22 protein-coding genes and 3 pseudogenes are annotated in these 24586 nt (G+C 60.0%); 9 read left to right on the top strand and 16 right to left on the bottom strand.

The window, feature by feature from the left end; all coding sequences use genetic code 11:
• Nucleotides 1-2 precede the first annotated feature (2 nt).
• Both sctV and ACWAT4_RS40050 read left to right on the top strand, forming a co-directional pair.
• Nucleotides 3-2120, top strand: coding sequence for a type III secretion system export apparatus subunit SctV (gene sctV, locus ACWAT4_RS40055; RefSeq protein ID WP_128929726.1), 2118 nt, complete (start codon nucleotides 3-5; stop codon nucleotides 2118-2120).
• 216 nt (nucleotides 2121-2336) lie between these two features.
• Nucleotides 2337-2558 carry a tetratricopeptide repeat protein gene (locus tag ACWAT4_RS40050; protein WP_232995594.1) on the top strand — a complete coding sequence of 74 codons (222 nt, stop codon included), beginning with the start codon at nucleotides 2337-2339 and terminating at the stop codon, nucleotides 2556-2558.
• A 910-nt stretch (nucleotides 2559-3468) separates the two neighbouring features.
• On the opposite strand, the gene ACWAT4_RS40045 is transcribed toward ACWAT4_RS40050, so the two are convergent.
• The 3 genes from ACWAT4_RS40045 to ACWAT4_RS40035 form a co-directional block, all read right to left on the bottom strand.
• Nucleotides 3469-4266, bottom strand: coding sequence for an effector protein NopP (locus tag ACWAT4_RS40045; RefSeq protein WP_276575808.1), 798 nt, complete (start codon nucleotides 4264-4266; stop codon nucleotides 3469-3471).
• Nucleotides 4267-4712: 446 nt separating this feature from the next.
• Nucleotides 4713-5282, bottom strand: coding sequence for an RNA-dependent RNA polymerase family protein (locus ACWAT4_RS40040; RefSeq protein ID WP_232995595.1), 570 nt, complete (start codon nucleotides 5280-5282; stop codon nucleotides 4713-4715).
• Nucleotides 5248-5502: a hypothetical protein gene (locus ACWAT4_RS40035; protein ID WP_232995652.1), complete on the bottom strand. Its 255-nt coding sequence runs from the start codon at nucleotides 5500-5502 to the stop codon at nucleotides 5248-5250. Before ACWAT4_RS40035 ends, ACWAT4_RS40040 begins: the two co-directional genes overlap by 35 nt.
• Nucleotides 5503-5868: 366 nt before the next feature.
• Here ACWAT4_RS40035 and ACWAT4_RS40030 point away from each other — a divergent pair, with 366 nt between their 5' ends.
• From ACWAT4_RS40030 to ACWAT4_RS40015, 4 genes and pseudogenes are all read left to right on the top strand, one after another.
• Nucleotides 5869-6036: a DUF2309 domain-containing protein gene (locus tag ACWAT4_RS40030; RefSeq protein WP_164933827.1), complete on the top strand. Its 168-nt coding sequence runs from the start codon at nucleotides 5869-5871 to the stop codon at nucleotides 6034-6036.
• Nucleotides 6029-6772, top strand: a complete 744-nt coding sequence (locus tag ACWAT4_RS40025) for a recombinase family protein (RefSeq protein WP_232995596.1) — start codon at nucleotides 6029-6031, stop codon at nucleotides 6770-6772. Before ACWAT4_RS40030 ends, ACWAT4_RS40025 begins: the two co-directional genes overlap by 8 nt.
• A pseudogene (locus tag ACWAT4_RS40020) lies at nucleotides 6673-6903 on the top strand (recombinase family protein); the annotation flags it as partial. The gene ACWAT4_RS40025 and the pseudogene ACWAT4_RS40020, both read left to right, overlap by 100 nt.
• Before the next feature lie 96 nt (nucleotides 6904-6999).
• A complete protein-coding gene (locus ACWAT4_RS40015) occupies nucleotides 7000-7269 on the top strand; it encodes a recombinase zinc ribbon domain-containing protein (protein WP_232995653.1) in 270 nt (89 codons plus the stop codon).
• An 86-nt stretch (nucleotides 7270-7355) separates the two neighbouring features.
• Here ACWAT4_RS40015 and ACWAT4_RS40010 read toward each other — a convergent pair whose 3' ends face one another.
• From ACWAT4_RS40010 to ACWAT4_RS39995, 4 genes and pseudogenes are all read right to left on the bottom strand, one after another.
• On the bottom strand, nucleotides 7356-7988 hold the full coding sequence (locus ACWAT4_RS40010; protein WP_128929727.1) for a hypothetical protein: 633 nt from the start codon (nucleotides 7986-7988) through the stop codon (nucleotides 7356-7358).
• A 439-nt stretch (nucleotides 7989-8427) separates the two neighbouring features.
• Entirely contained in the window at nucleotides 8428-8577 is a 150-nt protein-coding gene (locus tag ACWAT4_RS40005) for a DUF2274 domain-containing protein (RefSeq protein WP_232995654.1), read from the bottom strand.
• A 122-nt stretch (nucleotides 8578-8699) separates the two neighbouring features.
• Nucleotides 8700-9818, bottom strand: a pseudogene (locus ACWAT4_RS40000) (IS630 family transposase).
• 194 nt (nucleotides 9819-10012) lie between these two features.
• Complete coding sequence (locus ACWAT4_RS39995; protein WP_128929728.1) at nucleotides 10013-10297, bottom strand: hypothetical protein; 285 nt, start codon at nucleotides 10295-10297, stop codon at nucleotides 10013-10015.
• A 330-nt stretch (nucleotides 10298-10627) separates the two neighbouring features.
• On the opposite strand from ACWAT4_RS39995, the gene ACWAT4_RS39990 reads away from it, so the two are divergent.
• The 3 genes from ACWAT4_RS39990 (at nucleotide 10628) to istB (ending at nucleotide 14264) form a co-directional block, all read left to right on the top strand.
• Nucleotides 10628-11653 carry an IS110 family RNA-guided transposase gene (locus ACWAT4_RS39990; protein ID WP_164934317.1) on the top strand — a complete coding sequence of 342 codons (1026 nt, stop codon included), beginning with the start codon at nucleotides 10628-10630 and terminating at the stop codon, nucleotides 11651-11653.
• A 281-nt stretch (nucleotides 11654-11934) separates the two neighbouring features.
• A complete protein-coding gene (gene istA, locus ACWAT4_RS39985; protein ID WP_128929730.1) occupies nucleotides 11935-13425 on the top strand; it encodes an IS21 family transposase in 1491 nt (496 codons plus the stop codon).
• Nucleotides 13422-14264, top strand: coding sequence for an IS21-like element helper ATPase IstB (gene istB / locus ACWAT4_RS39980; protein WP_128955095.1), 843 nt, complete (start codon nucleotides 13422-13424; stop codon nucleotides 14262-14264). The genes istA and istB overlap by 4 nt, the downstream gene beginning before the upstream one ends.
• A gap of 706 nt (nucleotides 14265-14970) precedes the next feature.
• Here the strand turns inward: istB and ACWAT4_RS39975 are convergent.
• From ACWAT4_RS39975 to tnpC, 9 genes and pseudogenes are all read right to left on the bottom strand, one after another.
• Entirely contained in the window at nucleotides 14971-15693 is a 723-nt protein-coding gene (locus ACWAT4_RS39975; RefSeq protein ID WP_128929732.1) for an LrgB family protein, read from the bottom strand.
• Complete coding sequence (locus tag ACWAT4_RS39970) at nucleotides 15690-16067, bottom strand: CidA/LrgA family protein (protein WP_128929733.1); 378 nt, start codon at nucleotides 16065-16067, stop codon at nucleotides 15690-15692. Before ACWAT4_RS39970 ends, ACWAT4_RS39975 begins: the two co-directional genes overlap by 4 nt.
• A gap of 273 nt (nucleotides 16068-16340) precedes the next feature.
• Nucleotides 16341-16706: an aldehyde dehydrogenase family protein gene (locus ACWAT4_RS39965; protein WP_276575823.1), complete on the bottom strand. Its 366-nt coding sequence runs from the start codon at nucleotides 16704-16706 to the stop codon at nucleotides 16341-16343.
• Between the two features lie 184 nt (nucleotides 16707-16890).
• The gene (locus ACWAT4_RS39960) at nucleotides 16891-17898 is read right to left on the bottom strand and encodes a PAS domain-containing protein (protein WP_128929735.1); all 1008 of its coding nucleotides are present in this window, start codon (nucleotides 17896-17898) and stop codon (nucleotides 16891-16893) included.
• Nucleotides 17899-18030: 132 nt separating this feature from the next.
• Nucleotides 18031-19443: a pyruvate kinase gene (pyk, locus tag ACWAT4_RS39955; protein ID WP_128929736.1), complete on the bottom strand. Its 1413-nt coding sequence runs from the start codon at nucleotides 19441-19443 to the stop codon at nucleotides 18031-18033.
• Between the two features lie 105 nt (nucleotides 19444-19548).
• Nucleotides 19549-21327, bottom strand: coding sequence for an FAD-dependent oxidoreductase (locus ACWAT4_RS39950; protein WP_128929737.1), 1779 nt, complete (start codon nucleotides 21325-21327; stop codon nucleotides 19549-19551).
• 36 nt (nucleotides 21328-21363) lie between these two features.
• Nucleotides 21364-22188, bottom strand: a complete 825-nt coding sequence (locus ACWAT4_RS39945; RefSeq protein WP_237867295.1) for a phosphoenolpyruvate hydrolase family protein — start codon at nucleotides 22186-22188, stop codon at nucleotides 21364-21366.
• Nucleotides 22181-23434 (bottom strand): Tm-1-like ATP-binding domain-containing protein, encoded by a 1254-nt coding sequence (locus tag ACWAT4_RS39940; RefSeq protein WP_232995598.1) that lies wholly within the window; start codon nucleotides 23432-23434, stop codon nucleotides 22181-22183. The genes ACWAT4_RS39945 and ACWAT4_RS39940 overlap by 8 nt, the downstream gene beginning before the upstream one ends.
• Nucleotides 23435-23652: 218 nt before the next feature.
• A pseudogene (gene tnpC, locus ACWAT4_RS39935) lies at nucleotides 23653-24510 on the bottom strand (IS66 family transposase); the annotation flags it as partial.
• Nucleotides 24511-24586 lie beyond the last annotated feature (76 nt).

Raw genomic sequence — 24586 nt, 5'->3', positions numbered from 1 at the left:
TCATGGCCAATACCCTGCATAGTCTCATCGTGCGCGCACCAGCTAACCCAGATTTGATGGTCGCGTTGATGCTTCTTCTGGCGATCGGAATGATGATCATGCCGATCCCGATCGTATTGATCGACATGCTGATCGGCTTCAACCTCGGCTTTGCCATACTGCTGCTGATGGTGGCCCTGTATCTCAAGACGCCGCTTGACTTTTCGTCCTTGCCAGGCGTCATCCTGATCTCGACCGTCTTTCGCCTAGCGCTTACCGTCGCGACGACGCGGTTGATTCTTGCGGAGGGGGATGCCGGCAGCATCATACATACATTCGGCGATTTCGTTATATCCGGCAATATCGCTGTTGGCATCGTCATATTCCTCATTGTGACCATGGTGCAATTCATGGTTCTCGCCAAAGGCGCAGAACGGGTCGCAGAAGTGTCGGCGCGTTTCACGCTCGACGCGCTTCCGGGCAAGCAGATGGCAATCGACGCGGAACTGCGCAACGGGCACATCGATCAGAACGAATCTCGCCGTCGGCGAGCGGCGCTGGAGCAAGAGAGCCAACTTCACGGCGCTATGGATGGCGCTATGAAATTTGTGAAGGGCGACGCCATCGCCGGGCTCATAGTTATCTGCATTAACATGCTGGGCGGCATCACAATCGGCTTGCTCTCCAAGGGCATGCCCCTGGAGGAGACGCTGCATCAATATACGATCCTCACCATAGGTGATGCGCTAATTTCGCAGATCCCGGCTCTGCTGCTGTCAATTACGGCTGCAACCATTGTCACTCGTGTCAATGGTCCTTTGCAGCTCAATCTGGGTGGCGATATTGTCAGCCAACTGACGGCCAGCACGCAAGCGCTGCGGTTGGCCGCCGGCGTCCTGATTGTGATGGGGCTCGTACCGGGTTTCCCTTTGCCTCCGTTCATCATGCTGGCCGTACTCTTCGGCGCGGCGAGCTTTGTCAATGTTGGCGTGCAGCGCGCCAAGAACGCCGCCAAGACGGAGGTCAGTAGCGCCGGTACGCCTCAAGCTCCATCGCAGGGTCAGAAACAGACCTTGCCTGCAGAGGCCCTTCCAATCGCGCTGTTCCTCGCACCAAACCTTGCAGGTGCAATCGACAAAGAGGAACTCGAGCAGGCAATCGTGCGAATATCGACACTGGTCTCATCTGATCTTGGTATCACAATTCCGCGCATACCAACCAAGATAGACCAGCTTTTACCTGAATCGCAATTCAGGGTAGACGTTGAGGGAGTGCCCGTTGGGCGAGATTTTGTGGATCCGACGCAACTCATGCTCAACGACGACGTAGCGAATATTGAATTGAGCGGTATCCCCTTTCGGCAAGACGTAGAGACAAATCGGATTTGGATCGAACAACTTCATGCGCCGGCTCTCAAAGCAGCCGGGATAGGGTATCACCGTCCGAGCGAAGTCGTCGCCTTGCGCGTCCAGTCGACATTGATGCGCTATGCACAGCGCCTGGTGGGCATTCAGGAGACCCGACAATTGCTGGGCCGAATGGAGCAGGAATATGCCGATCTGGTGAAGGAGGTGCTGCGCACGATGCCGGTTCCCCGGATCGCCGATGTCCTGCGCCGCTTACTGGACGAGGGCATCCCAATTCGCAACACTCGCTTGGTCCTGGAGGTGTTGGCAGAATGGAGTGAGCGCGAACAAAATGTTGTGTTGCTTACCGAATATGTTCGCTCCGGTCTGAAACGGCAGATCTGTCATCGCTATGCCAACGCCCACCGTGTCGTGGCAGCCTTTATCGTAGAGCGCCACACCGAGGATATCGTGCGCGGTGCGGTGCGCGACACCGCCGTGGGTCCTTATCTCGTTTTGGACGATTGCGATAGCGAGATGCTGCTTTCGCAGTTTCGCAAGATCCATTCGAGCATCGCACGCGGTCAGAGCCAACCCGTCATTCTGGGTTCGATGGATATCCGGCGTTTCGTCCGGGGTTTTCTCACCCGCAACGGGATCGACCTTCCTGTTCTTTCGTATCAGGATCTCGCTGCGGATTTTACGGTTCAGCCGATTGGATCCGTCAAGCTAGAGGCTTCACAACATAAGACTTCCCCAGGAGAGCGTCGTGACCCGATCGCCGCAACCAGCTAACAAAGGCACAGCAGTGGTCGTGAGATAGCAGTTGAATTTATGTAAAATGAATGTCTGGCGGCGGTTGTTCTCACTTGATCCGAAGTTATACTCAGCCATCCTCGCTCCGCTTGCCATTCTGCTACTCGGAGGCTGCGCGAGCTCGCCTAAGCCCAGTCCTTCATCGCAGCAAGAGACCGCTCCAGAACGCTAGGCGACAAGGATATCGATCCTGCTATGCGCGACCGCATTGCCTACGCTCTCCAAGCGGACGCTGACGAGGAGACTTTTCGCGAAACGTTGAAACAACAACCGGGCAAGGTCAATGCGGCGATTCCTCTGGCGCGTGCCCTGCTGGTGCGCAAGCGCCCGGATGAGGCGCTTGATGTCCTCGACAAGGTCTTGCTCGCGGTCCCTGCAGACCTGCGCGCCCTGAATTGCGAAGGGAGTTGTGCTTGACAGTGAAGGACGTCACCGTGAAGCACAAGCGCTATATCGGCAAGCTCTCGCAACGACCCTCGATAATCCGATGCTGCGCAACAACTTAAAGCTGTCGCTCGTACTTAATGAGAAGGCCAAAACAGGAAGCGCGAGCCTACAGCAGTTTTAGCCGCCCATCAGGGGGCGCAATCTCGCTAGCGCCGTTGCTCGCTAACGATACATTTCCTGCAGGGTTTGGTAGGTTGAGCACGGCTCAGCCTGCATCCGCTGGGGTCCTTTTTCGGCTAACGGGTTAGTCGCGAGTCAATGTGCAGATGCTCTCTTATCCCCGAGGCTTGGGATTGCGTGTGCTGGTTCTGACACTCATGTCTGTCTTCCAGCGACCTAGTGTATGCGATGGAGAGAGCATTTGCTGGTTTTTCTCTACAGCAACGCCGAAGAAACATTACGCACGACGCAAGCAATTCGCATTGCTTGTCGCACCGGCCGCCGACGAACAACTTGATGGTATGCTCAGCACGAGGTGGCTCGACATCTCTCCAGATTTGGCGTCTTCGATCGAAACGGCCGAAGACACACCATCAGATTCGCTCCTCAAACGGAAATCACTTTGGACCGTTCTGATGGTGGACATTGGCGCACACCGCGACTGGGCTGGAAACCGGCACGATGACGCGTGGCCCCCATGGCGTCAATCCGCGAATGATTCCTCCTCTCCGGATGCAAATGGAAAGCCCCGGCTCGAAGCCGGGGCTTTTGTTGAGCTATCATCGCCGCGCAACTCTCATAGACCACGGTGCGGTTGTTACCAGGGATCTCATCCGGTCAAAGCGGTCGGCTTCGACCCGCCGAGGACTCAACGTAAGCCGACAATGTCGACTTACGTTGCTCCACCGCCCGCCGCGACACGAACGCTTGCAGATCCGCGCTACATAAAGTCACCGTCCTCGTCGGAATCTGCTGCAGCTTCAGTATCACTGTCCGCTTTGGAGAGATAGCGCCGAGAACTAGTTGCACGTTGCCATTCACCATCGCTGTTTAGCTCCCACTTTCCGGACTGGGTGGGATCGAGCACCATGTCGTCCTCATCCACTTCAACGAACCCCATTGCTTGCGCGCGGGCTTTCGCTTCTGGATTAGCAGGACGCCAATTCACCAACGGTCGTTCGCCGTCTTGCCGAAGTTGGTGCTCGAGCAGAATATCGCCAGCATTCGTGACAAGCGGATGAGCCACCTGAAAGTCGACAACTGAGGTGACTTCACTTCTTCCGGGGAACTGGTCTCGCCACCTACCGCTTTCGAACTCAGTCATGCTGAATCCGCGTTCAGTCCTTTGCAGGCCGACGCTCATATTTCCTAACTGGTAGCTGTAGTATCGGGCGTCCTCGGAATCTCTTCTGACGGCGTACTTCTCGGCAACCTCTACCGTGCGCCTTGCTCTTTCAGATACAAGCTCAGAGTATTCGTGAGGATTGTTGGCGATTCGATTGATAGCTTCCCCATGATAGTTCCGCGCCTCTCTCCTGAATGTCGCTTGATCGATCTCAACCACGGGTGGCCTTGCAAGGAGGGCATATTGCGGATGCGAAGATGAGCTGCCGGCCGAATCTTGCAACTGCATTCTAGCGAACGCGTCCGCGAAGTCTTGGCTTTCGCAATTCGAATGCTCCGCATCTTGCCGATAATAAGTTTCGTTCTCGGAAAAATTGTTGATTCGACCGTACATGATGAGCACTCTCCTATGGTTCACATGTCTTGCATTGTGTCGGGCCGCTGACCAACCCACTCGTAGACCCCTAAGCTGTCCATACTCTGACACCAGCCTATAAATGGAAGGGACCTGCTGCTGCGCGGTGCTGGTCAGCGAGTACAGTTTCGGCGCCATGCCTCGGAACCGGTTGATGAGCGCCGTAACGAACAGGCCTCGCCTCCGCTAGGGCGAGGACCTTCCGAATAGAGTTGCATCATCCAAGCTCGCTCCTCCTCAGCATAGGATTAAATCAGACAATTCCCCTCTGACGATGTCGATTCGGGAGAAACAACAGGCTCTAGATCGAGATCTTACTTGGCCTGTTTGGATCGTGGTCGAGTAGCTCAGCCATTTGGCTTTCGCCCTCACAGATCCGGGCAGGCGGCTTTCCCGCACCCGGCTCTTCCCGAGAGTAACCCGCGTCATATCCGCGCCTGCGCCCAAGTGCGAGTGATGCCCGGACCGGGCAGACGGAAGTGTGTCGTCAGGGTCTCGAACTCCGACCAGCCCATGCGCCGACTTTTCTGGCTACGCCGTCTCAGACAGCGCATCCACGTCCGACGCACTTCGCGGTAGAAGCCGTTGAGCGCTGGATAATTGTGCGGCCTGCCGTAGTAGCCGTAGTGTCCACGCAGAACAGCGGCGAACCACTGGTGCTGCGTGGCCAGTGACTCGTGCATGAGCCGCCAGGCGTCCTGGCGCAACGCCGTCAGCTTGCGCGTCAGGCGTTTCCCGTCCGTCTTGTGCTTCACCATGAACCGGCCGTCCCGGGTCCGCCCGCAGTAGTGGGTGAAGCCGAGGAAGGCGAAGGTCTCGGGCCGCCGCTCGCCGCGCCGCTGACGCGAGAGGGCCTCAAACCGGCCAAACTCGATCAGCCGCGTCTTGCCCTCATGAAGCATCAGGCCAAAGCTGGCCAGCCGCACCTTGAGGGCCAAGAGCATCTCCTGCGCATCCGCCTTACTCTCGAAGCCCATGACGAAGTCGTCGGGCATAGCGCACGGTGCGACCGCGTGCATGGCGACGGCGCCATTGGTGGGCCCAGAGATCGAGGACGTAGTGCAGGAAGACGTTGGCGAGGAGCGGGCTGATGCCCGCCCCTTGCGGAGTACCCCTGTCCGTTTCTTGCTTCTCGCTGCTCTCCAGAACACCGGCCCGCAGCCACAGCCCAATGAGCCGTAGAATGCGAGGATCGGCGATCCTGTGCGCCAGCATCCGCAACAGCCACTCGTGGTCGACCGAGTCGAAGGAAGCGGCCACACACTACCCATCGCCATGATATCCCAGCTTCGGTGACGATCACGCGCAAGCGTCACGCATTCGAAGGTCAGGCGTTGGCCGTGATCGGCACCATTAGGCGGCGCGGCGTCCGCTATCTCCTCACAGTTCTGCCAGATGGCAGTCGGTCGTTGATTCCGGCGAGTTGGACCGATTGGAAGGTTGAGCCGCTTGGAGGCACGCCGCCGACCGATGACGCTGTCCACGATCTCGGCAGGCTCGGTGATTTGCTCCACTTGCGCAAGCTCGTCGACGCTCTTTGCATCGGGGGTGCCGAGTCGGCGCCGTGCAAGGAGAGTCGCCATGCAATTGAACCTGGAGTTTTTCGATCAGCCCGATGTTCCACCAAGCGCGCCAGCAGCGTGGGACCAAATCGACGAAGCCGCCCGCATGGCGGCAATCGAGATTCTGGCGCGCCTCATTGCACGCCTGCTCCCGGACGACCTGGCGATGGAGGCAAGCGATGAGTGAGCGCGTCAAGATTACGTCAAGTCATCTCTCTCGACAGGCTTTCGTCTATCTGCGCCAATCCAGCGCCGCACAGGTCGAGCACAACCGCGAATCAACCGACCGGCAATATGCGCTTGCCGGCAAAGCGCGTGACCTCGGCTGGCCCGATGAACGCATCATCGTTATCGACGAGGATCTTGGCCTCTCCGGTTTGGGCTCGGTGGCGCGTTCGGGCTTTGCCCGCCTCACCGCCGAAGTGGCGCTCGCGCGCGTGGGCCTGGTGCTCGGTCTCGAAGTCTCGCGGCTCGCGCGCAATAACGCCGAATGGTACCGCCTGATTGATCTGGCCGGATTTACCGACACGCTGATCGGCGATGCCGACGGCATCTATCATTCGGCCGTCTTCAACGATCGCCTCTTGTTGAGGCTCAAAGGCACGATGAGCGAAGCCGAACTGCACGTGCTGCGGGCTCGCCTCAACGGCGAATCCGCAACAAGGCGGCGCGGGGTGAACTGCGCCGCGGGCTGCCGGTCGGCTTCGTCTGGGGCGAGGCTGATGGCGAGGTCCGCTTCCATCCTGACGAAGCTGTCGTCATCGCCATTCGCAGTGTTTTTGCACGCTTTGCCGAGATGGGATCGGCGCGTCGCGTTTGGCTCTGGTTTCGTTCCGAGGGGCTCACGTTCCCGCTGCAGCTGCACGCCCGTGCCCAGATCCGTTGGGTCGAGGCAAGCTACACCGCCATCCACCAGGTCTTGACCAATCCCGTCTATGTCGGCGCCTATATCTATGGCAAAACGCGTCAAGAGACGATTCTCTTTAGCACTGGTGCCCGCAAGAGGCGGATTCGATTCTTGCCGCGTTCCCAATGGCAGGTTCTCATCCCCGAGCATCATCCAGGGTTCATCGACTGGCAGACCTATGAAGCAAATCAGCAACGTCTCGCCGCGAACACGCGACCCCAGCCGCACAAGGGCGGCGGCGCCGTGAGAGAGGGCAACGCCCTCCTGCAAGGTCTTGTCAGTTGCGGCCATTGCGGCCGCCGCCTGCACACCCACTATCGCGGACGCAATTCTTCGCCAGGTTATCACTGTGCTGGCAAAGTGCTGGTCGAGAACCGAGGCGTTTACTGCCTCAATATCGGCGGCGTTCAGGTCGATGACGCCATCACCCGGGCGTTCATTGCCGCGTTGGAGCCCGCCAAACTGACCGCGACACTCACCGCCGAGAGGGAGGCGACGGGAAGTCTAGTGTAGTGAACACCTAACTTTCGTGCGCTAGTGTCGGGGGCCGCGTGAGCTGTCGTTGTGTGAGTGAGCAAACTGCTCGTAGATCGAGCTAATCAGCTCAACGGGGATGATATCGAAGCGGTATGGAAATAGCGAATGCTGCCCAGTCTCCGGGTCAATGGCTTCGAGAAAGTCCGCAACCGAACAAAGTGCTTATGGCGCAAGCGGCTCATTGGCATGGAGGCTGGAAACATGTCTCCGTTGAACGTGGCGCGAAGCCATGCAAATAACGCGTGCGAAGACGTCGTATTGCGTAAGGCGTCAGGCAACGTGTCTTCGCCGCAATGTTTTTTGAGCTTGCGCTTATCTACGATACCGCGGTCGACGAGATACTGGGTAAATATTACTCGGCCGATTAGACCTTGAGCGATGCCTCGCTCTAGGTCATCAGCGACGAGGTCCCGCTCGAGAGCGCTTAGATCGGACAGAAGCCTTTGATCGACGGTATTCTTCCGATTGATGGAATCGTTTCGAAGCCAGAATTGGCCGCTCTCCATTGCGAGGCGCCCGGCGAGTTCGTCCAGCGCGGTTAGCTCGCTAGCGATGATCTTGAACGTGTGGAGTCGGTTAGCTTCCGCATCGCCTTGTGCAAGCGGCCGGCCAAAGCCGTTGTAAAGCTCGATTGTGCTCGGGCTGACGATCCACAGGAGGGGCGTGTCGTGCCCATGGCGTCGCCAGCCTCTCAAGCTCGCTCGTCGATCACGCGAAGTCAAAGGAACTTGCCGTTCGCACCAGGGACGTCGCGTTACCAACGGCCCCGAGTAGAGCAGTTGTTCAATCGGTTTCCTCTTAAGCACGCAAGATGCGCTGAAAGCGCCCTGGCGTTCACCACAAGTCGGCAGCCGACATTTATCGGAAATTGAACGGTGATGGGTTGCGCCGGCTCGCCGCGAACAGAAGCCCTGCGTCCATTCCGAAGCCGAGCTTTTGAGTGTCTGCCTTTCGCAAGAACCGTTAGTTGCGGGGATACGCAACACCCGATTGTTGCGTTTGGTAGAACAGGAAATTCCGAGAGCCTCTGCATAACTGATCAGAAATGGCGACTCTGCGCCCCAACGCCTTCTAAGCTGTTGATTTAAAAGGTAGTTCATCGCTGCGCAGGTTGCTCGACCTGCTTCGCGAGCGCTAACCGGATCTCTCGGCCGCTCGAGGGACGGAATGAGTGTCACTTCGCTGGGGACATCGCAAGGCGCGGTCGGTCGCCACAAAGCGCTCGATCATGGGAGGAATCAATTTAGGGGGCTCTGTTGGCGTCGCGCTGCGGTTCCGTGTCAGAATTTCCGCGTTGTCCGGCCTCTAACGGGGCTATTTCATGCCTGTGATGTCTGGTTGCTAAGACGGTCGCCGGACATCCACACGATGACGAGGTTGGCCGAAGCGTTGAAGGAGGTCTTATCCTAGTGTCTTGAACCAGAAGTTCGCAACATCGGGTCTTGTTTTTCCGGGGCGCTGTAACGACAGAAGCGCTCGATGGAAGCAAGGATGTCGTCGGCGGATTTGGTCCATCGGAACGGTTTCGGATCGGCGTTGTGTCGTTCGATGAATGAGGCGATGTCTGCCCTGAGGGCGGCTACGCTGCGATAGACGCCGCGCCTGATCTTCTTATCGGTAAGAAGCGCGAAGAAGCGCTCGACCTGATTGAGCCATGACGAACTGGTCGGGGTCAGGTGCACATGCCAGCGCGGCCGTTTAGCCAGCCATTTCCGGATCAGCGGAGTCTTGTGGGTGGCATAGTTATCCATGACGAGATGGACGTCGAGTTGGCGGGGCACAGCGGCCTCGATCTCGTCCAAGAACTTGCGGAACTCGGCGGCACGGTGCCGTCCGTAGCACTTGCCGATAACCCGTCCGGTCGCAATGTCGAGGGCGGCGAACAGCGATGTGGTGCCGTGTCTTTTGTAATCGTGGCTCCTTCGGGCCGGCTGGCCGGGACGCATTGGCAACATCGGCTGACTGCGGTCCAACGCCTGGATTTGCGACTTTTCGTCTACACACAGAACGATGGCGTGTGCCGGCGGCGAGACGTAAAGGCCTACGACATCGCGCACCTTGGCCACGAAGTTCGGATCGGTCGAGAGCTTGAACGTCTCCATCCGGTGCGGCTGGAGGCCGAAGGCCCGTCAGATGCGTTGTACCGTCGATACGGATAGGCCGCTCGCCTTCGCCATGTCCCGGGAGCTCCAATGAGTGGCGTTCTCAGGGCAACTCTCCAACGTTCTCACGATCACGGCTTCGATGCGGGCGTCGTCAATCGTGCGAGGCGCGCCGGAGCGCGGCTCATCATGCAGCCCGGCCACGCGCTGCTCCACAAAACGTCGTCGCCACTTGCCTACTGTGCCCCGCTCCAGGCCTAGCTTGGCCGCCACGTCCTTGTTCTGACCACCTTCCGCGCAGGTCAGCACGATCCGGGCTCTCAAAGCCAGCGCCTGCGCCGTCTTCCGCCGCTTCGTCAGCGACGTCAGTTCGGCGCGCTCGTCATCGCTCAATATCAGGGGGGCAAGTTGCTGGACCGCCATCGGAGACTCCGTCGCTGTTTGCCGCCATCTTTGGCACAGCGACGCGAATCTAATGCGAATCTACGATTGCGAACTTGTGACTCAGGACACTAGAGTTTTACTTCACCGATCTGGCGAACAGTCGTTGCAACGCGACTGCAAAAAAAGGGAGGCTGCCAACTGCGCGGGTGTGAATTGGCCGGATAGCTCTCGACTTAAGCAATGGTTTCCACGATTTCATAGCGCCGGATCAGCGGTCCGATCCCCTCGTTGAGCAGGGTCAGGACGTTCTGCGTTGTCGGAGCGAGGAGTTCAATCCGCTCGATGCGAACTGGACTCCATGAAGGCTGCTTGTCCTCATCCGAGGCGATTTCCTCGCGGAGTTCGAGAACGATCTGTCGCACCTCTTCCAGCTCTGCAAAAAAGAAACTCTGGATTCCTGTGTCTTTCCAGCGATCTTCGTTCGGCTCAATCTCGCGTGAGTAGGTATATAAGATCATGGTTCCTCGCCTGCATGGGCGGCGGCGATCAAGGTGAGACCTTAGCGACAATCAGGATGAGACTGCGCGGATGGGGACGGACCGAAGGGAGGGCGTAGCCCGACCGGAGGACCGTTCCCATCGGCGTCGCGTTTTTCGGACCGGTCTGGCGGCTGGGTGCGGCTGGTGCAAGCTGTTGATTCGTCTCGACAAGAGGGAATCGATGCCTTGCCTGGCCTTCACATCACCGACCACCAGATGAGATGGGATGGTTGCCGCCCTCCCCAGACGGCATCGTAATGTGCCAAGAACGCAGTGTTTGAACCCCGAAGCGAAGAGGACGGCAAATTGATGGATACGGTGATCGGAGTGGATCTAGCCAAGAATGTGTTTCAGCTCCACGGGGCGTCAATGGCGGGACACTTGAAATTTCGAAAGAAACTGTCGCGGCTTCAGTTTCGGAAGTTCATGGCGGGCCACCCATCGGCAGTGGTGGTGATGGAAGCCTGTGGCAGCGCCCACTATTGGGCACGGGAGATGGTCAAGCTCGGCCATGAAGTGAAACTGATCGCTCCGCAATATGTGAAGCCTTTTGTGAAACGCCAAAAGAACGACGCGGCTGATGCCGAAGCAATCGTGATCGCGGCACAGCGCCCCGAGATGCGCTTCGTCGAGCCGAAATCGGAAGAACAGCAGGCCAGGGCAGTGCTCTTTCGGGCTCGGAAGCGCCTTGTTCATCAGCGCACCGATCTGGTGAATGCGCTGCGTTCTGTTCTCTACGAATTCGGCCATATCATCCCGCAAGGAATCGAACAACTTAAACGCATTGACGCAATCCTCGAAGATCCGAACAGCGATCTACCAGAACTGGTCCGCGAGGAATGTCGGAGTCTCATTGATCAGATCGCCTACAAGACGGAGCGGATCGATGCCAAGGCAGAGCAGCTCAAGAAGTTGGCGACGCGGACGGTCACGGCGCAGCGGCTGCAGACAATGCCGGGGGTCGGCCCGCTGACCGCACTCGCGATCGAGGCTTTCGCGCCCGACATGGCGGCCTTTCGACGTGGCCGAGACTTCGCGGCTTGGCTCGGCTTGGTCCCACGGCAACATTCCTCAGGGGGAAAGGAAAGGCTCGGACGCGTTTCGAAGGAAGGACAGGCGGACATTCGCCAGTTGCTCATCGTTGGGGCGATGTCGCGGCTGAACTGGCTCGGGCGCAAGTCGATCCCTAGCGGATCCTGGCTGGCGCAGATGCTGGCGAGGAAGCCGCGCATGCTTGTGGCGATCGCCTTGGCGAACAAGATGGCTCGGACGATTTGGGCCATGCTCACCCGGAAGGAGGATTATCGGAACCCAGCGCAGGCAGTGACGGCATGACTGCATGCAGCACGAAATAGCCTGACGTTGGCGAAGGGGGTGTGAGAAGGCGACGACCCGAATGGGCGCAACGATCGAACAGATCTGGATCAGGAAACCAGCTAGAGCCAAAGAGCCGACGTGCTCGGAGATGAGAATTGGACCTGGTCCGCGGATCACCATACCGGCCAGCGGCTTCTGAAAATGCCGTAAAGGAAGGCCTGACAGAAGACCGCACTCGATCACACGCCAAAGGGTCAGAAACTTCTTGCATTGCGGGCGGCAACCACAGAAGGCTGTACATGACCTACCGACTGACATTGTCTCCCGAGGCCGCGGCGGCCAAGGCGGGGTTCTCGAAAGCGAGCGCGTATCGGATCGAGGACGATTTGCGCCTGCCATCGCAGAAGAAGGTGCCGAGAGGCCGGCGACGGTCCGATCCGCTCGTGCCCTATTGGGACGCCGAGATCGTTCCGATCCTGAAGGCTGCGCCCGGCATCCGCGTGATCGGCGTGCTGGACGAGCTGCGCCGTCGGCATCCCGACCTCAACCCCAACATCCGACGCACGCTGGAGCGGCGCATCAATGCCTGGCGGGCGCTCAATGGCCCTGAACAGGACGTGATCTTCCGCCAGGAGCACGAGCCCGGTCGTCTGGGTCTGTCCGACTTTACCGATACAAGCCCGCTCGGCATTGCCATTGCTGGTGAGACGCTCGATCACCGGCTCTACCACTTCCGGCTGGCGTTCTCCGGCTTTGAGCATGCCCATGTCGTGCTCGGCGGCGAAAGCTTCGTCGCCCTGGCCGAGGGCTTGCAGAACGCCCTGTGGGCGCTCGGCGGCGTTCCGCGGGAGCATCGCAGCGACAGCCTGTCGGCAGCATTCCGCAATCTGGCGGCCGACGCGCGGGAGGATCTGACACAGCGCTACGCCGCGCTGATGGGCCACTACGGCATGGCGCCAACGCGCAACAATGCGGGCATTGCACACGAGAACGGCTCGATCGAGAGCGCGCACGGTCATCTCAAACGAGCGCTGGAGGATGCGCTGTTGCTGCGGGGCACGCGCGACTTCATCAGTCTCGATGCCTACCGGGCTTTTGTCGACGAGATTGTCGGCCGGCGCAACGCCAACCTCGCTAAGCGGATCGCGCTCGAAAAGGAAGCACTGGCGCCACTGCCGAAAGGCCGCACGACCGACTTCGAGGAGAAGGTGATCCCGGTGACGTCGTCAGGCGGCTTCATCCTGCGGCGCGTGTTCTACACTGTGCCTTCAAGACTGATTGGCCATCGCCTGCGTGTGCGCATCTTCGACGACCGGCTCGAATGCTTCCTCGGCGTCACGCCGGTCGGGACGCTGCGGCGCGGGCGGCCTGTGTCGGAGAACCACGGCGGGCATGTCGTTGATTATCGGCACGTCATCCATGCCCTGCGGCGCAAGCCGATGGCGCTCGTCAATCTCGTCTATCGCGATCAGCTCTTCCCGCGCGCGGCTTACAAGCGCCTCTTCGAGACCTTGCGGGAGCATGGCGACGACCGGCGCGCCTGCAAGGTGACGGTCGAGCTTCTGGCTCTGGCCCATGAGCGAGCCTGCGAAGCCGAGCTCGCCGAGGCGATCGCGACCGCTCTCGATGCCGGACGGTTACCCGATCTTGCGGCATTGCGCGATCGCTTCCGACCCGAGGCGGCCTCGATCCCGAGTGTCGCCGTCAAGCTGGCGTCGCTCGACGTCTACGATGAGCTGGCCTCCGTCAGCGTCGTGTCGGCCCACTCGAACCTGGGAGGAGCAGCATGACCAGCGGAGCTACCTCCATCGATGCCGCCCGCGTCGAGCTGCTGCTCAATGAGTTGCGCCTGCCCGGCGTCAAGGCGATCTGGCCGAAGCTCGCCGCGCAGTCGGACAAGGAAGGCTGGCCCGCCGCCCGCTTCCTTGCGGCCCTTGCCGAGCACGAGGCAGCCGATCGCACCCGCCGCCGCATCGAACGACACATGGTGGAAGCGCGTTTGCCCGCCGGCAAGACGCTCGCCACGTTCGAGTTCGAGAGCGTGCCTATGCTGTCAAAGGCACAGGCGATGGCGCTCGCCGCCGGTGACGTCTGGTTGAAGACCGGCGCCAATCTGCTGCTGTTCGGTCCACCCGGCGGCGGCAAGACCCATCTCGGCGCAGCGATCGGCCTGGCTCTCGTCGAGGACGGTTGGCGCGTTCTCTTTGCACGTACCACTGATCTGGTGCAGCGGCTGCAGGTGGCCCGGCGCGAGCTGGCGCTGGAGTCCGCAATCGCCAAGCTTGACCGCTACGACCTCCTGATCCTCGACGACATCACATATGTGAGCAAGGACCAGGCGGAAACCAGCGTATTGTTCGAGCTGATCGCCTCCCGCTACGAGCGACGCTCGCTGCTGATCACGGCCAATCAGCCATTTGGCGAATGGGGGCGTATCTTCCCCGATCAGGCGATGACACTGGCGGCGATCGATCGCCTGGTGCACCACGCCACGATCCTCGAGATGAACGTCGAGAGCTACCGTCGAAAAGTTGCTCTCGATCGCAGGCGCGGTCCAGGCCGGCCGCCGGTTCACGCCACTCCAAATGAACTCGAGAAGGCGGTGACTGACGCTGGCAATGCCGCTTGATTGTCGCGCAGCGTCAATCAAGCCTTGCCAAGCCCGCAGCCAGCGTCAATTATCTTCTGACTCGGCCGCCTCGTCTCATCTTGATTGACGCGCCGCTCTCATCCTGATTGTCGCGCCATACCTGCATACCTGCGATATCCCCGCCGGTCTTATACTTTCCAATTCTGCCATGGAAGATCAAATCCCTTGTTGAGGACGATGTAGTTGTCACTCTCCGGCTCGTGCGAGTCCGATGAAGTGCGTGCACTCCGGGCGGCAAACGGGCAATGGCGCGACACCTCCAGGCCTTCAGCCATCTCGTGAGGACTTGTCGACAAGATCGGACAGCTTCAGTTGGAACTGTCGCCGTCGGAATCCCTGCAAACCGTCCCTGACGGCGAGTAAATGCGTCCAGCACTATGGCCGTATGGGCGGGGGCGATAGCCAACGACAGCTTCCGTGGCGTCGGGCGCTGCATGGTACCAATCGTTGCCCACGAGTAGTAAATTCAAATTGCAGGCTTGTGTGGCAAATATCCGGTTCAGGAGGCAGCCGCACTTGCGCTCACAGCGCCGGGGCGTCCATTCCTACGCGATTGGGTTCAAGGAACCTATTCTGTGAGTGCGTAGGGTGGACTGCCCCGGCCCAGTGAAGATCGGGCCAGTGACGCTATCAACCATCAAGATCGATAGCGAGCTAGTGCGGAGCCGATACAAAAACCCGACGCTCATCTCATTAGCACTGTGAGCGCTAGCGGTACGAGGAAAGATGTGATTAGTGCGTTTAGGCTCATAGCAATTCCAGAAAACACGCCAGCCACCTCGTCCACCTGAAATGCTCGCGCGGTGCCGATCCCGTGCGCGGCGATTCCTGCCGCAAAGCCACGAGCCCGAAAATCGGTGATGCCGGTACGGTTCATCAATCGCGTGACAACGGTCGCTCCCATGATCCCGGTGAGGATGACCGCGACTGCCGTCAGAGACGGATCCGCCTGCAGCGTTTCGCTGATGCCCATTGCGACCGCGGCCGTTACCGACTTCGGGGCAAGGGACAGGATCACCTCGCGAGGCAGGCCGGCAGCCTCCGCAAGCAGCACAATCGAGAAGACGGCCGTGACCGAGCCCGCAACGAGCGCTGCCAGCATCGGCACGATCGAGGCAAGGACAATCTTGCGATTTTCGTATAGCGGGACCGCGAGCGCGACGGTTGCCGGGCCGAGCAGGAAATGCACGAACTGCGCTCCGCCGAAATAGATCGCATACGGCGTGCCAGTTGCGAATAGAAACGCGCCGATGATCCAGACCGCGTGCAGCACGGGATTGGCAAGGGCATGACGGCGAAGCGCAAGCGACACGGCATCCGCGATTGCATAGACCAGCAAGGTGACCGTCAACCAAAGCAACGGGGATTGCGAGAGATAGACCCAGAGGGAGAACGGATTGTCCTTCACGGTGCCTCGCTGAACAGCCGACTGATAAGGCGGAACGTCAGAACCGTCGCAAGCAAAGTCACCATGACCGAGACAGCAAGGATCAATATTATAGCGAGCCCGTGCGTCGCGAGGAGATCGAGCTTTTCCACGACGCCAATGCCGGCTGGGACGAACAGGAGCGACAGATGCTTGAGCAGCCCCTTGCTTGCTGTTTCCACGCCGCTATTTCGTAGTGGGCCTCGAGCGATGCTTGAAAATCTGTCACGGGCAAGCAGCAGAATCAGCAAGAGCAGGAGCCCGAGCACGGGACCTGGCAGCGGTAGGCCGAGGCCCCGGGTGATGACTTCGCCGGCGAGTTGGCAGAGCAAGATAAGACTGAGACTTGCAAGCATGAAACACCCTGAGCGGCACATTCATATCAGGAGGAGCTACCGAAAAATTGTCCATGGCCGCGTGGTCGAGAACCGACCGCCCCTTCTTCGATTTGCTCAAGTCCGAGACGGCTTCTGACCACATCAGGTGCTCGCCCGGATCACGAACTTAGTACTGAGATATCCCTCGATTGCTTCCACCCCGCCTTACGAACCGTAGCTGGAATCCCTGATGTTTCCGAACGGGACTTCTGAAAGCGCCAAGCTAGGTATTTGATGGACACCATACCGCTTTCAAGCGGTCGGCCCCGAAGGCACAAGCCGTCGATTGGCCTCCTCGGCGACCTCGTCGTAGCTCTTGAATGCAATGATCTGGCGCGAGCGGCCAAACGACTCTTCATTCATGATACACGCCTCGGGCGAGGTCCCCGTCAGGACCGTTGACTCGACGAAGAACCCTTCGTTGCCAATGCGCTTGCCATCGGTCTGCAAGAATGCGCCGCGCTGGACTGACAGCGCCGGCAACGAAGCTCTCCATCGCATCGGCCAGCCGCGAATTGGCGAGTTGTCCCCCATTCGCGTATCCTTCTCGAACACATTTCCGACCTTGATGCGCCAAGCTTCTATCGTAGTTCGCCAAGTCGGCCCTTCTCGCCACATTTCAGACCTTTCTTGATAGGGCATTGAATTCGAGCAGCAGGCAATCCGCTATGCCTTCACCATGGCTGCGACCACCAGGAAGGAATGAACGCGTTCTCTGAGAAGCGTTCGCCGAAGTTTCGGGGTAGCTAGACGAGAAAGAGAGCTGGGGAGTAGTCATCAGAGGCCGTTGGGTCTGCACCGGCTATCGCGGCCGGACACCGGGCTTGCCAACCACAGGGAACGTAAATTCGATTCCCGCTTCAGAAAACGTCTTCCGCAACGTTTCCATCAGCTCATCAGACATCTGGGGAGTGTCATTGTACTCCTCCAGCCGCCGAATGACCGCGGAAGACACGCCCGCTCGCTCCGCTAGCTCCTTTACCGACCAGTTTAACATTCCACGCGCTGCACGCAGTTGCCTCCCCGTGACCTTTGAGGCCCCTCTTCGCTCCCGCGCGAGTATATCATGGTGTGCGTCGCTCCACGTGCCGAGCCATTCTCGAACGCCACCCTCGCTGTTCTTGAGGGGCACCGCCGCGCCCTGGTGCCAGCGATAGATGCCGTCCGGCCGGCGCAAGCGACATTCGACGTTATAAGGCTGCGCTGTCTCGACCGAGACCGCCCACTCTCTTAGAGCTGCCTCGCGGTCATCCTCATGGATGAGACCGATCCAGTCCTTGAAACGTGATCCATGATCTTCGGCAGTCTCTAGCGCATTGGAAACTGCAGTGAGGCGACCATCGCTACTGCTTGTCCATGGGAAACCCCGACAGATCTCAGCCAATGCCCTGTAGCGCTCCGCTTCTACTTTGAGCGCGTCCAAGAGATTGCGCTGTTCAGTGATATCGCGCGCGAGCCCAAGAATGCACTCTGGTTTGCCGGCCTCATCGAGCAGCGGTTCGGCCCGGCCGTGGATCCAGCGCAAAGTTCCGTTCGGACGGATGACACGAAATTCACCCTCGAGCAACGATCGATTGAGCTCCCGTGCGCCGAAACAGCGCATGCTGCTGCGGTCATCGGGATGAATCCTTTTCTCGATTTCCGCGTATGCTGGCGTAGTTCGACGCGGATCCAGCCCAAATAGCTCATAAAGGCCACGGGACCATTGCATCTGGCCGTTGCCGTCGCTGCGCCACAGTCCGACAGAGAGCTTCTCTTCCAAGAATGGAAGGACATTTGCAAGGCTGAGGCCGCTCTCGAAGTCAGGCAATGTGAGCTCCTGGCCGGACCTGGGGCCGAGTTCGGTGCATCTCGCGCGCGATCATCTTTGACGCCTCGCCCTCCTCCCGACCGCAACCAAGACGCCTCGCCCGACGGTTCACGGCAAATGACCTTGTCCTTCTTAGCAGGCAGCCACGCGGAGATTGTTTGTCGCGCCTCTATGTCCGAATGGCAGGCCAAAAACCACCACCGCCAGGTCGCCCGACCGCGCATAACCTTCCCGCTGGGCCGCCACGGCGGCGATCTGGGTTATTTCCTCATAGCCAGAGGGATCGCTGGCCACCACACTGTGTACGCCCCACAACAGGCACATGCGCCGCGCCACGTTTTCATCCTGCGTCAGAGCAAGGATCGGAACCGGCGGCCGCTTGCGCGAGATGCGGGCCGCGGTCGTCCCGCTGGCTGTGAAGCCGACGATGGCTTTGGCCTCGATGGTGGCTGCAAGATCTGCACCCGCGGCAGCGACCGCATGCGGAGGCGTATTCTCCTCGTCAACTCGTGAGGCCTCAATCAGGGACCGGTAGAGACGATGCTGCTCTGTACTCCTGATGATGCGATCCATCATGGCGACGGCCTCGATGGGATAGGCGCCGCTTGCCGATTCGGCTGACAGCATCACGGCATCGGCGCCATCATAGATGGCGGTCGCAACATCTGAGGCTTCCGCGCGCGTTGGCGTCGGCGCCGCCACCATAGAGTCGAGCATTTGGGTTGCGACGATCACGGGCTTTGCGGCCAGCCGGCAGGCGCGGACGAGTTCTTTTTGCCGGCCAGGCACGTCTTCTGGGGGGATTTCGACCCCGAGATCACCGCGCCCGACCATGAGAGCGTCTGACAACTGAATGATATCGTCGATGCGATCAAGCGCCATGGGCGTCTCGATTTTGGCGACGAGGCCCGCTGCTTCACCAATGAGGGCCCGCGCCTCGATCAGGTCTGAAGGCTTCTGAACAAATGACAGCGCAACCCAGTCGACACCGAGCTCCAGGCCGAAGGCGAGATCGGCGCGATCTTTCTTGGTGAGGGGCGAGATATCGAGCGACGCCCCCGGCAGGTTTACGCCCTTATGATCGCGGATCGGGCCGCCGACAATGACGCGCGCGACCATTTCGCGATCGCCCGGTCTTTCGACGCTCAGGCGCACACGGCCGTCGTCGATGAGCAGCTTTTGGCCTGGATGCGCAGCTGCAAATATTTCCGGATGCGGCAGAGGGATTGCCTGCTTTCCACCTCTTGCTCCGTCGAGGACAAAGCGGACGCTCTCTCCAGCATGCAGGCATAGCTTGCCCTCTTCAAGCAAGCCGATCCGGATTTTCGGGCCTTGCAGATCCTGTAGCACTCCGATGGGACGGCCGAACTCTTGCTCGAGCGCGCGGATCGCCGAAAACGCGCGCGCGTGGTCGTCTTGGCTGCCATGGCTGAAGTTCAGGCGAAAGGTATCTGTGCCTGCAAGATAGAGATCACGGATTTTGTTAGCCTCGGTTGTGGCCGGACCGAGGGTTGCGACGATCTTGGCGTGGCGCGAACGACGCATCAAAATTGAATCCTGTGCAATGGGCTACGTTAGGGATCGGCGCTCATAGCTGTTGCCAATACCGGGTTTATCACGCGCCTCGCCCGCGCCATTCCCAAGTCGACATCACGCTCCCGAAGCGGCAGCAGCTTTCTCTTGCTGCGTCGAGGAAACGATACTGTTGACGGCCCGGTACGCGAACACAATGGCTGGCCCAATGGTGATGCCTGCTCCGGGATAGATCCCACGCATCGGGGAGGTCATGTCATTGCCGCAAGCATAGAGTCCTGGAATTGGCCTTTCCTGACCGTCCAATACCTGCCCGCAAGTGTCGGTTGCCAATCCGGTTGCAGTGCCGAGCGTTGCCGGAACGATTGGGAGTGCGACGAACGGGCCGGTTTTGATTGGCCCAAGGTTTGGGTTCTTCTTGCCCACGGCCGAATCGCCGAGCGTGCGATTGAAAGCCGATTCACCGCGATTGAACAGCGGATCGCGCCCCTCAGACGCATGCGCGTTGTGTTCTTCGACAGTCTTTTGAAGCGCGGCGGACTCCAATCCCAGCTGCTTCGCAAGCTCTGGAATCGTCCGGGCGACCTTGATGTAGCCAAGGCGCGCATATTTCCCGATGCTCAAGGTCCATGGCCATGGCAGCAAATGCCCCATCCCTCTCAGCCGTACGAAGTCGTGGTCGCAGATGAAATAGAACCGCTTGTCTGCCGGATACCCACCGTTGAACATCGCCAAGCAGATGTCGTGATAGGAATTGGATTCGTTGACAAAACGCTTTCCATCTGGCCCCACGGCAATGACGCCGGGACGGCCGCGGTCGAGCCAGCCGTAGGGAACGACTTGCGAGGAACTGCCGCTCTTCAGAATCGATACGGGCGTCCAGAAGCCGGCAGAGGCAACATTGTTGTCGATTGCCGCTCCGAGCCTTGTCGCAAGAGAGATGCCGTCGCCTGTCGCATCGGGATGGGCGAGCGTGTCGTCGTGCTGGTGGGGGCCACTGAGCTCGGCTCTCAATTGCGCGTTACGCGCAAACCCGCCCGTTGCGAGGATCACCCCATGGGAAGCGCGCACGCGAATCTCGGAATCGGCCGACTTAACGACCGCGCCGGTGACGCGGCCTTCTTCCTTGATCAACTCTACGAGCGGGGATTCCGGCCATATCTCGACGCCGTACTTGCGCAGGCTCACAAGCAAGCGCGCGATCAGGGCGTTGCCTCCGCTGAGCTCGGTGCCGCGCCTGTGGCCAAGCCGGTCACGCGCGTAGCGGCTGACGCGGCGCAAGACGTGCCTGAGCGAGGCAAAGGATTGAAACGGATTGAGGAAGCTTCTCACCTCGCTCGATGAGATCATCATTCCGCCGAGCACAACGCGGATGGGATTGCCTATCAGATCGAAGTCGCTGCCAAGAAGCCGTCCGTCATAAGGCGCGGGGCTCAGTGCCCGGCCCTTATCGACTCCGCCGACCTGGCTTGAATGGTAGTCGGGGGCCGAGGCCAGCGTGAACTTGACTTCAGTCCCGTTCTCAAGGGCGGCGAGCGCAGCCGGGCCGTCCTCGAGATAGGCATCAACAAAGCCTGACCGGTAATATGTGCCAAGTTCATGTTGCAGGTAGGTCTTCGACTTCGCAAGCGAGTCGTCGATCTTCGCCGAGCGCGCTTGGTTCGAGCAAGGAACCCAGATCATTCCATTGGAGAGAGCTGTCGTGCCGCCAAGCCGCGCCGACTTTTCGCAGACAGTGACGCGCAGTCCTGCCTTTGCTGCATAGAGCGCAGCCGAAAGCCCGGCCGCACCACTACCGACCACGAGAACGTCGGTTGCCCAATTGTGCTCCGGCCTCCCCTCTCGGGCGAGTGCGACGGTCTTTCCCTTGCCTGATTGGCCCATCGGGTTATTCATTCGAGCCTCGCTGCGAGTGTTCTCTTGGAGCTGACGTCAGTGATGCCGCGGAAGCGGGACGGCTTTGAACTCCTCAGCCGCCGCCTTCACTGCCCGTTCGATCGGGATTCTTTCGATGGACGAGGCGCCAACGAAACCCACGCATTGCGTTGATCGGTACACCACGATCGTATCCTCCGGCTCCGCGATTGCACCGCCATGGCAAAGCAGGATCACATCGGAGCGCACGCTCCTTGCGGCGTCGCTGATGTCGTTGATGCGCCTGATCGCCTCTTGGATGGGCTGTCCTTCCTCATGGCCGACGAGCCCGCCTCGGGTGGCTCCTACGTGAGGGACGATGCAGTCCGCACCTGCGCCCGCCATCGCTTTGGCGTCGTCAGGGCTCGCGACATAGGCAAGCGAGAAGATGTCCTTCTTGCGCGCAGCCGCGATCATCTCGACTTCGCGTTCGAAGCCTAGTCCGACGCGCCCGCGGCGATAGCGCCATTTGTCGCCCATCGTGGAGATGGTCGGATAGTTGATTACGCCGGAGAAACCGGCCGACCAGAATTTGTCGAGCAGGGCATCAAGATCGAGCCGGAGGGGATCCCATGCCTCAATGCCGCCGATCACGGGCACCGAAGAAACGACGTTGCGGACTTCCGAGGCAAGTTCGAGCGTGCGCGCATTGGAATCGCCGATCCGGCTGGTCGGAAGTCCCATTAGGCGCGACAGCCCGGTGCTGTAGACGACCAGCATGTCCGCGCCCCCGAGCACTGCACATTTCGCAACCAGACCACAGCTGCTGCCCGCGGCAAGAATGGCTTTTCGCTCCGCCACCTGGTTTGCGATCTTGGCCAGGATTTCGGTTCGCTCAAACATTCGCATCGCCATCAGCCTTCTTGCCCAATTGCTTGAGGATCCATCTCGCAGCCGCCTCCGCAAATTCGGGATCGTTGATGTGACAGTTCAATTCGCGGACCGTAACCTTGGGCGGCAGATTGTCCTTAAGCGCATCGAGCCACGCGCGGTCCGCATCAGGATCTCGAAAGATGCCGCCGTCGCGGTCATAGTCGGAGACGCCTTTTGCCGGCCAAAGGACCATGACAGGCCCTTCTGCCAACGACAGCCGCTGGGCCGTAAGCCGGCCGATGCTCGTATTCTCGGCGAGGGTTGTGCGCATCAGCGTCGTGTACGGTGTATGGGAGTAGAATAGCCGGCCGCGAAATTGATCAGGAACGCTGGATGGCGCACCAAAATTGACCATGTCCACCGCGCCAGGCGCGATAACATGCGGTATTGATTGCTCTGCCGCTCCCTTGAGCCGATCCGGCCCGGCGCTCGCGGTGCCACCCACGATTTCGTCGGCGAGTTCGGTTGTGGTCAGATCAATCACAGCATCGAATTCGCCGGCCGCGATCAGCTGCTCCATCTTGCGGCCGCCCGCCCCGTTTGCAGGAAAGACGATCGCGTCGACCCCGGCCTTGCCGAGGCGCCCAACGCACTGAGTTGCCGCCGGCGTCGTCACTCCGAAGGCCGTGATCGCAACGATCTTCGTCTTTCGCGCAGCTTTGGCGGGCGCATAGCGCATGGCGGCGATGGCCTGTCCTGCATTCTGCAAGACCCGCTCGGTAAACGCATTGATCCCGAAGAGATCGACCAATGTCGGATAGAGCATGATGTCGTTGTGGACCGCCAATTCGGCGAGAAGTGCTGGCCTTGCGCTGCTCACGAGCAGCTTGGGAAAGCCATAAGGCAAATCAGATACGACTTCGCCGAACACCGCACTCCCCTTCCCACCGGCGACCCCGACGATCGCGCCGATGGCCCCTGATGCCAGCAGATCGCGAACTTTCCCGCGTGTTGTTGCGGCGATTTCTTTCAAGAGCTCGGCGGGCGAGGCGACGCGAACGCTATGACCGCCTGCTTGATTCGTCCGGGGCGCAATCTTCGAGGTGCCGACGTCAATCAGGACGGTCTTGCGGCCACACTTACAGATGATATCGGCCAAGTAGGAGACTTCGCGGCCCTTGGTATCGAGCGTAGCCACAATCGCGACTGCGTTCGAAAGCTCGGACAGGCTACCATCCCGGACCGCCCCCTGGCCGTCCGTGCAATGGTGAGACACGATTTTTCTCCTAGATCATTCTGACCAACGCGAGGTCTAGACCGAGCGGGATCGGCGTATAAGACCGCAAAGCGTCTAAGTGGGTAAGATTGGGTAGCCTCCTCCCGAAGTTCGAGCTACGTGCGCGCGGGCTTTTCAAGTGTACGCATACGACGAAGGCCGCCTGATTGACGCATGCGCGCGAGCACGGCGAGTTCTACGATGGCGTTGCGTGAAGGTCAGGCGGCTTGCTGATCGGCGGACTTGCCGGCTTGGTGCAGGAGCTTCCATTCCCAGGGCAGCAGTTCGCGCAGACGCGAGGTGGGAAGATCGGCGATCCGGGCGAGGACGTCGGCGAGCCAAGCCTTGGGATCGACGTCGTTGAGGCGACAGGTCGTGATCATCGTCAGCATGATAGCGGCACGGTCGGCGCCACGTTGGCTGCCAGCGAAGGTCCAGTTGCGCCTTCCCAAGGCAATGCCTCTCAATGCACGCTCAGCGCAATTGTTGGTCAAGCAGATCCTGCCATCGTCGAGGAAGCGGACGAAGTCGTCCCAGCGCTTGAGCATGTAGTTCATGGGCTTCAGGACCTCGGCGGAGCGGGAGAGGCTTTCTCGCTCGCGGAGCAGCCAGGCGTGCATGTCGTCGAGCAGCGGCTTGCTCCGCTCCTGGCGCACAGCACGCCGCTCGTCGGCACCACGGCCGTTGATGGCGCGCTCGATCTCGAACAGGGCGTCAAGACGCCTGACCGCCTCCAGCGCGATCGGGGAGACCGGTTTGCCCTTGCCTTCCCGGGCGGCTTTCTCGATGTCAGCCAGCTCGAAGAATCCCCGCCGCGCATGGGCCAGGCAAAATGCCGGCGTGATCGGCATTGCTTTCCTTTTTGGATCGAACAACGGCTCGAAGCCGCCATAGCAATCCGCCTGCAGAATGCCGGCGAAGGCGGCCAGATGCCTCTGAGGATGTTCGCCCCGTCGGTTGCCCGAGGCATAATAGACCGCCGCCGGCGGCGCAGGCCCGGCGAACGGCCGGTCATCCCGCACATACGTCCAGATCCGGCCGGTCGTGCATTTGCCCTTCGCCAGGATCCGGATGGTGGGGTGAGTAGGCCGGAGGGATTTCACCTCCAGCCTCTCGCAGAACCGGGCGTGAGACTCTCGCCTCACCCGGCTC

Source organism: Bradyrhizobium sp. T-1 (genome assembly GCF_053592855.1).
Note: the sequence above shows the minus strand (reverse complement) of the source record. Positions and strands in the feature narration are given on the sequence as shown.

Coding starts and splice junctions, on each gene's coding strand:
- ACWAT4_RS40040 (WP_232995595.1), bottom strand. CDS start 5,282: ATGCCCGACGACTTCGTCATGGGCTTCGAGAGTAAGGCGGATGCGCAG.
- ACWAT4_RS40025 (WP_232995596.1), top strand. CDS start 6,029: ATGAGTGAGCGCGTCAAGATTACGTCAAGTCATCTCTCTCGACAGGCT.
- istB (WP_128955095.1), top strand. CDS start 13,422: ATGACCAGCGGAGCTACCTCCATCGATGCCGCCCGCGTCGAGCTGCTG.
- ACWAT4_RS39995 (WP_128929728.1), bottom strand. CDS start 10,297: ATGATCTTATATACCTACTCACGCGAGATTGAGCCGAACGAAGATCGC.
- ACWAT4_RS40030 (WP_164933827.1), top strand. CDS start 5,869: ATGCAATTGAACCTGGAGTTTTTCGATCAGCCCGATGTTCCACCAAGC.
- ACWAT4_RS39945 (WP_237867295.1), bottom strand. CDS start 22,188: ATGTTTGAGCGAACCGAAATCCTGGCCAAGATCGCAAACCAGGTGGCG.
- ACWAT4_RS39970 (WP_128929733.1), bottom strand. CDS start 16,067: ATGCTTGCAAGTCTCAGTCTTATCTTGCTCTGCCAACTCGCCGGCGAA.
- ACWAT4_RS39950 (WP_128929737.1), bottom strand. CDS start 21,327: ATGAATAACCCGATGGGCCAATCAGGCAAGGGAAAGACCGTCGCACTC.
- istA (WP_128929730.1), top strand. CDS start 11,935: ATGACCTACCGACTGACATTGTCTCCCGAGGCCGCGGCGGCCAAGGCG.
- ACWAT4_RS39990 (WP_164934317.1), top strand. CDS start 10,628: ATGGATACGGTGATCGGAGTGGATCTAGCCAAGAATGTGTTTCAGCTC.
- ACWAT4_RS40045 (WP_276575808.1), bottom strand. CDS start 4,266: ATGTACGGTCGAATCAACAATTTTTCCGAGAACGAAACTTATTATCGG.
- ACWAT4_RS40050 (WP_232995594.1), top strand. CDS start 2,337: ATGCGCGACCGCATTGCCTACGCTCTCCAAGCGGACGCTGACGAGGAG.
- ACWAT4_RS40035 (WP_232995652.1), bottom strand. CDS start 5,502: ATGCTGGCGCACAGGATCGCCGATCCTCGCATTCTACGGCTCATTGGG.
- pyk (WP_128929736.1), bottom strand. CDS start 19,443: ATGCGTCGTTCGCGCCACGCCAAGATCGTCGCAACCCTCGGTCCGGCC.
- ACWAT4_RS39965 (WP_276575823.1), bottom strand. CDS start 16,706: ATGTGGCGAGAAGGGCCGACTTGGCGAACTACGATAGAAGCTTGGCGC.
- sctV (WP_128929726.1), top strand. CDS start 3: ATGGCCAATACCCTGCATAGTCTCATCGTGCGCGCACCAGCTAACCCA.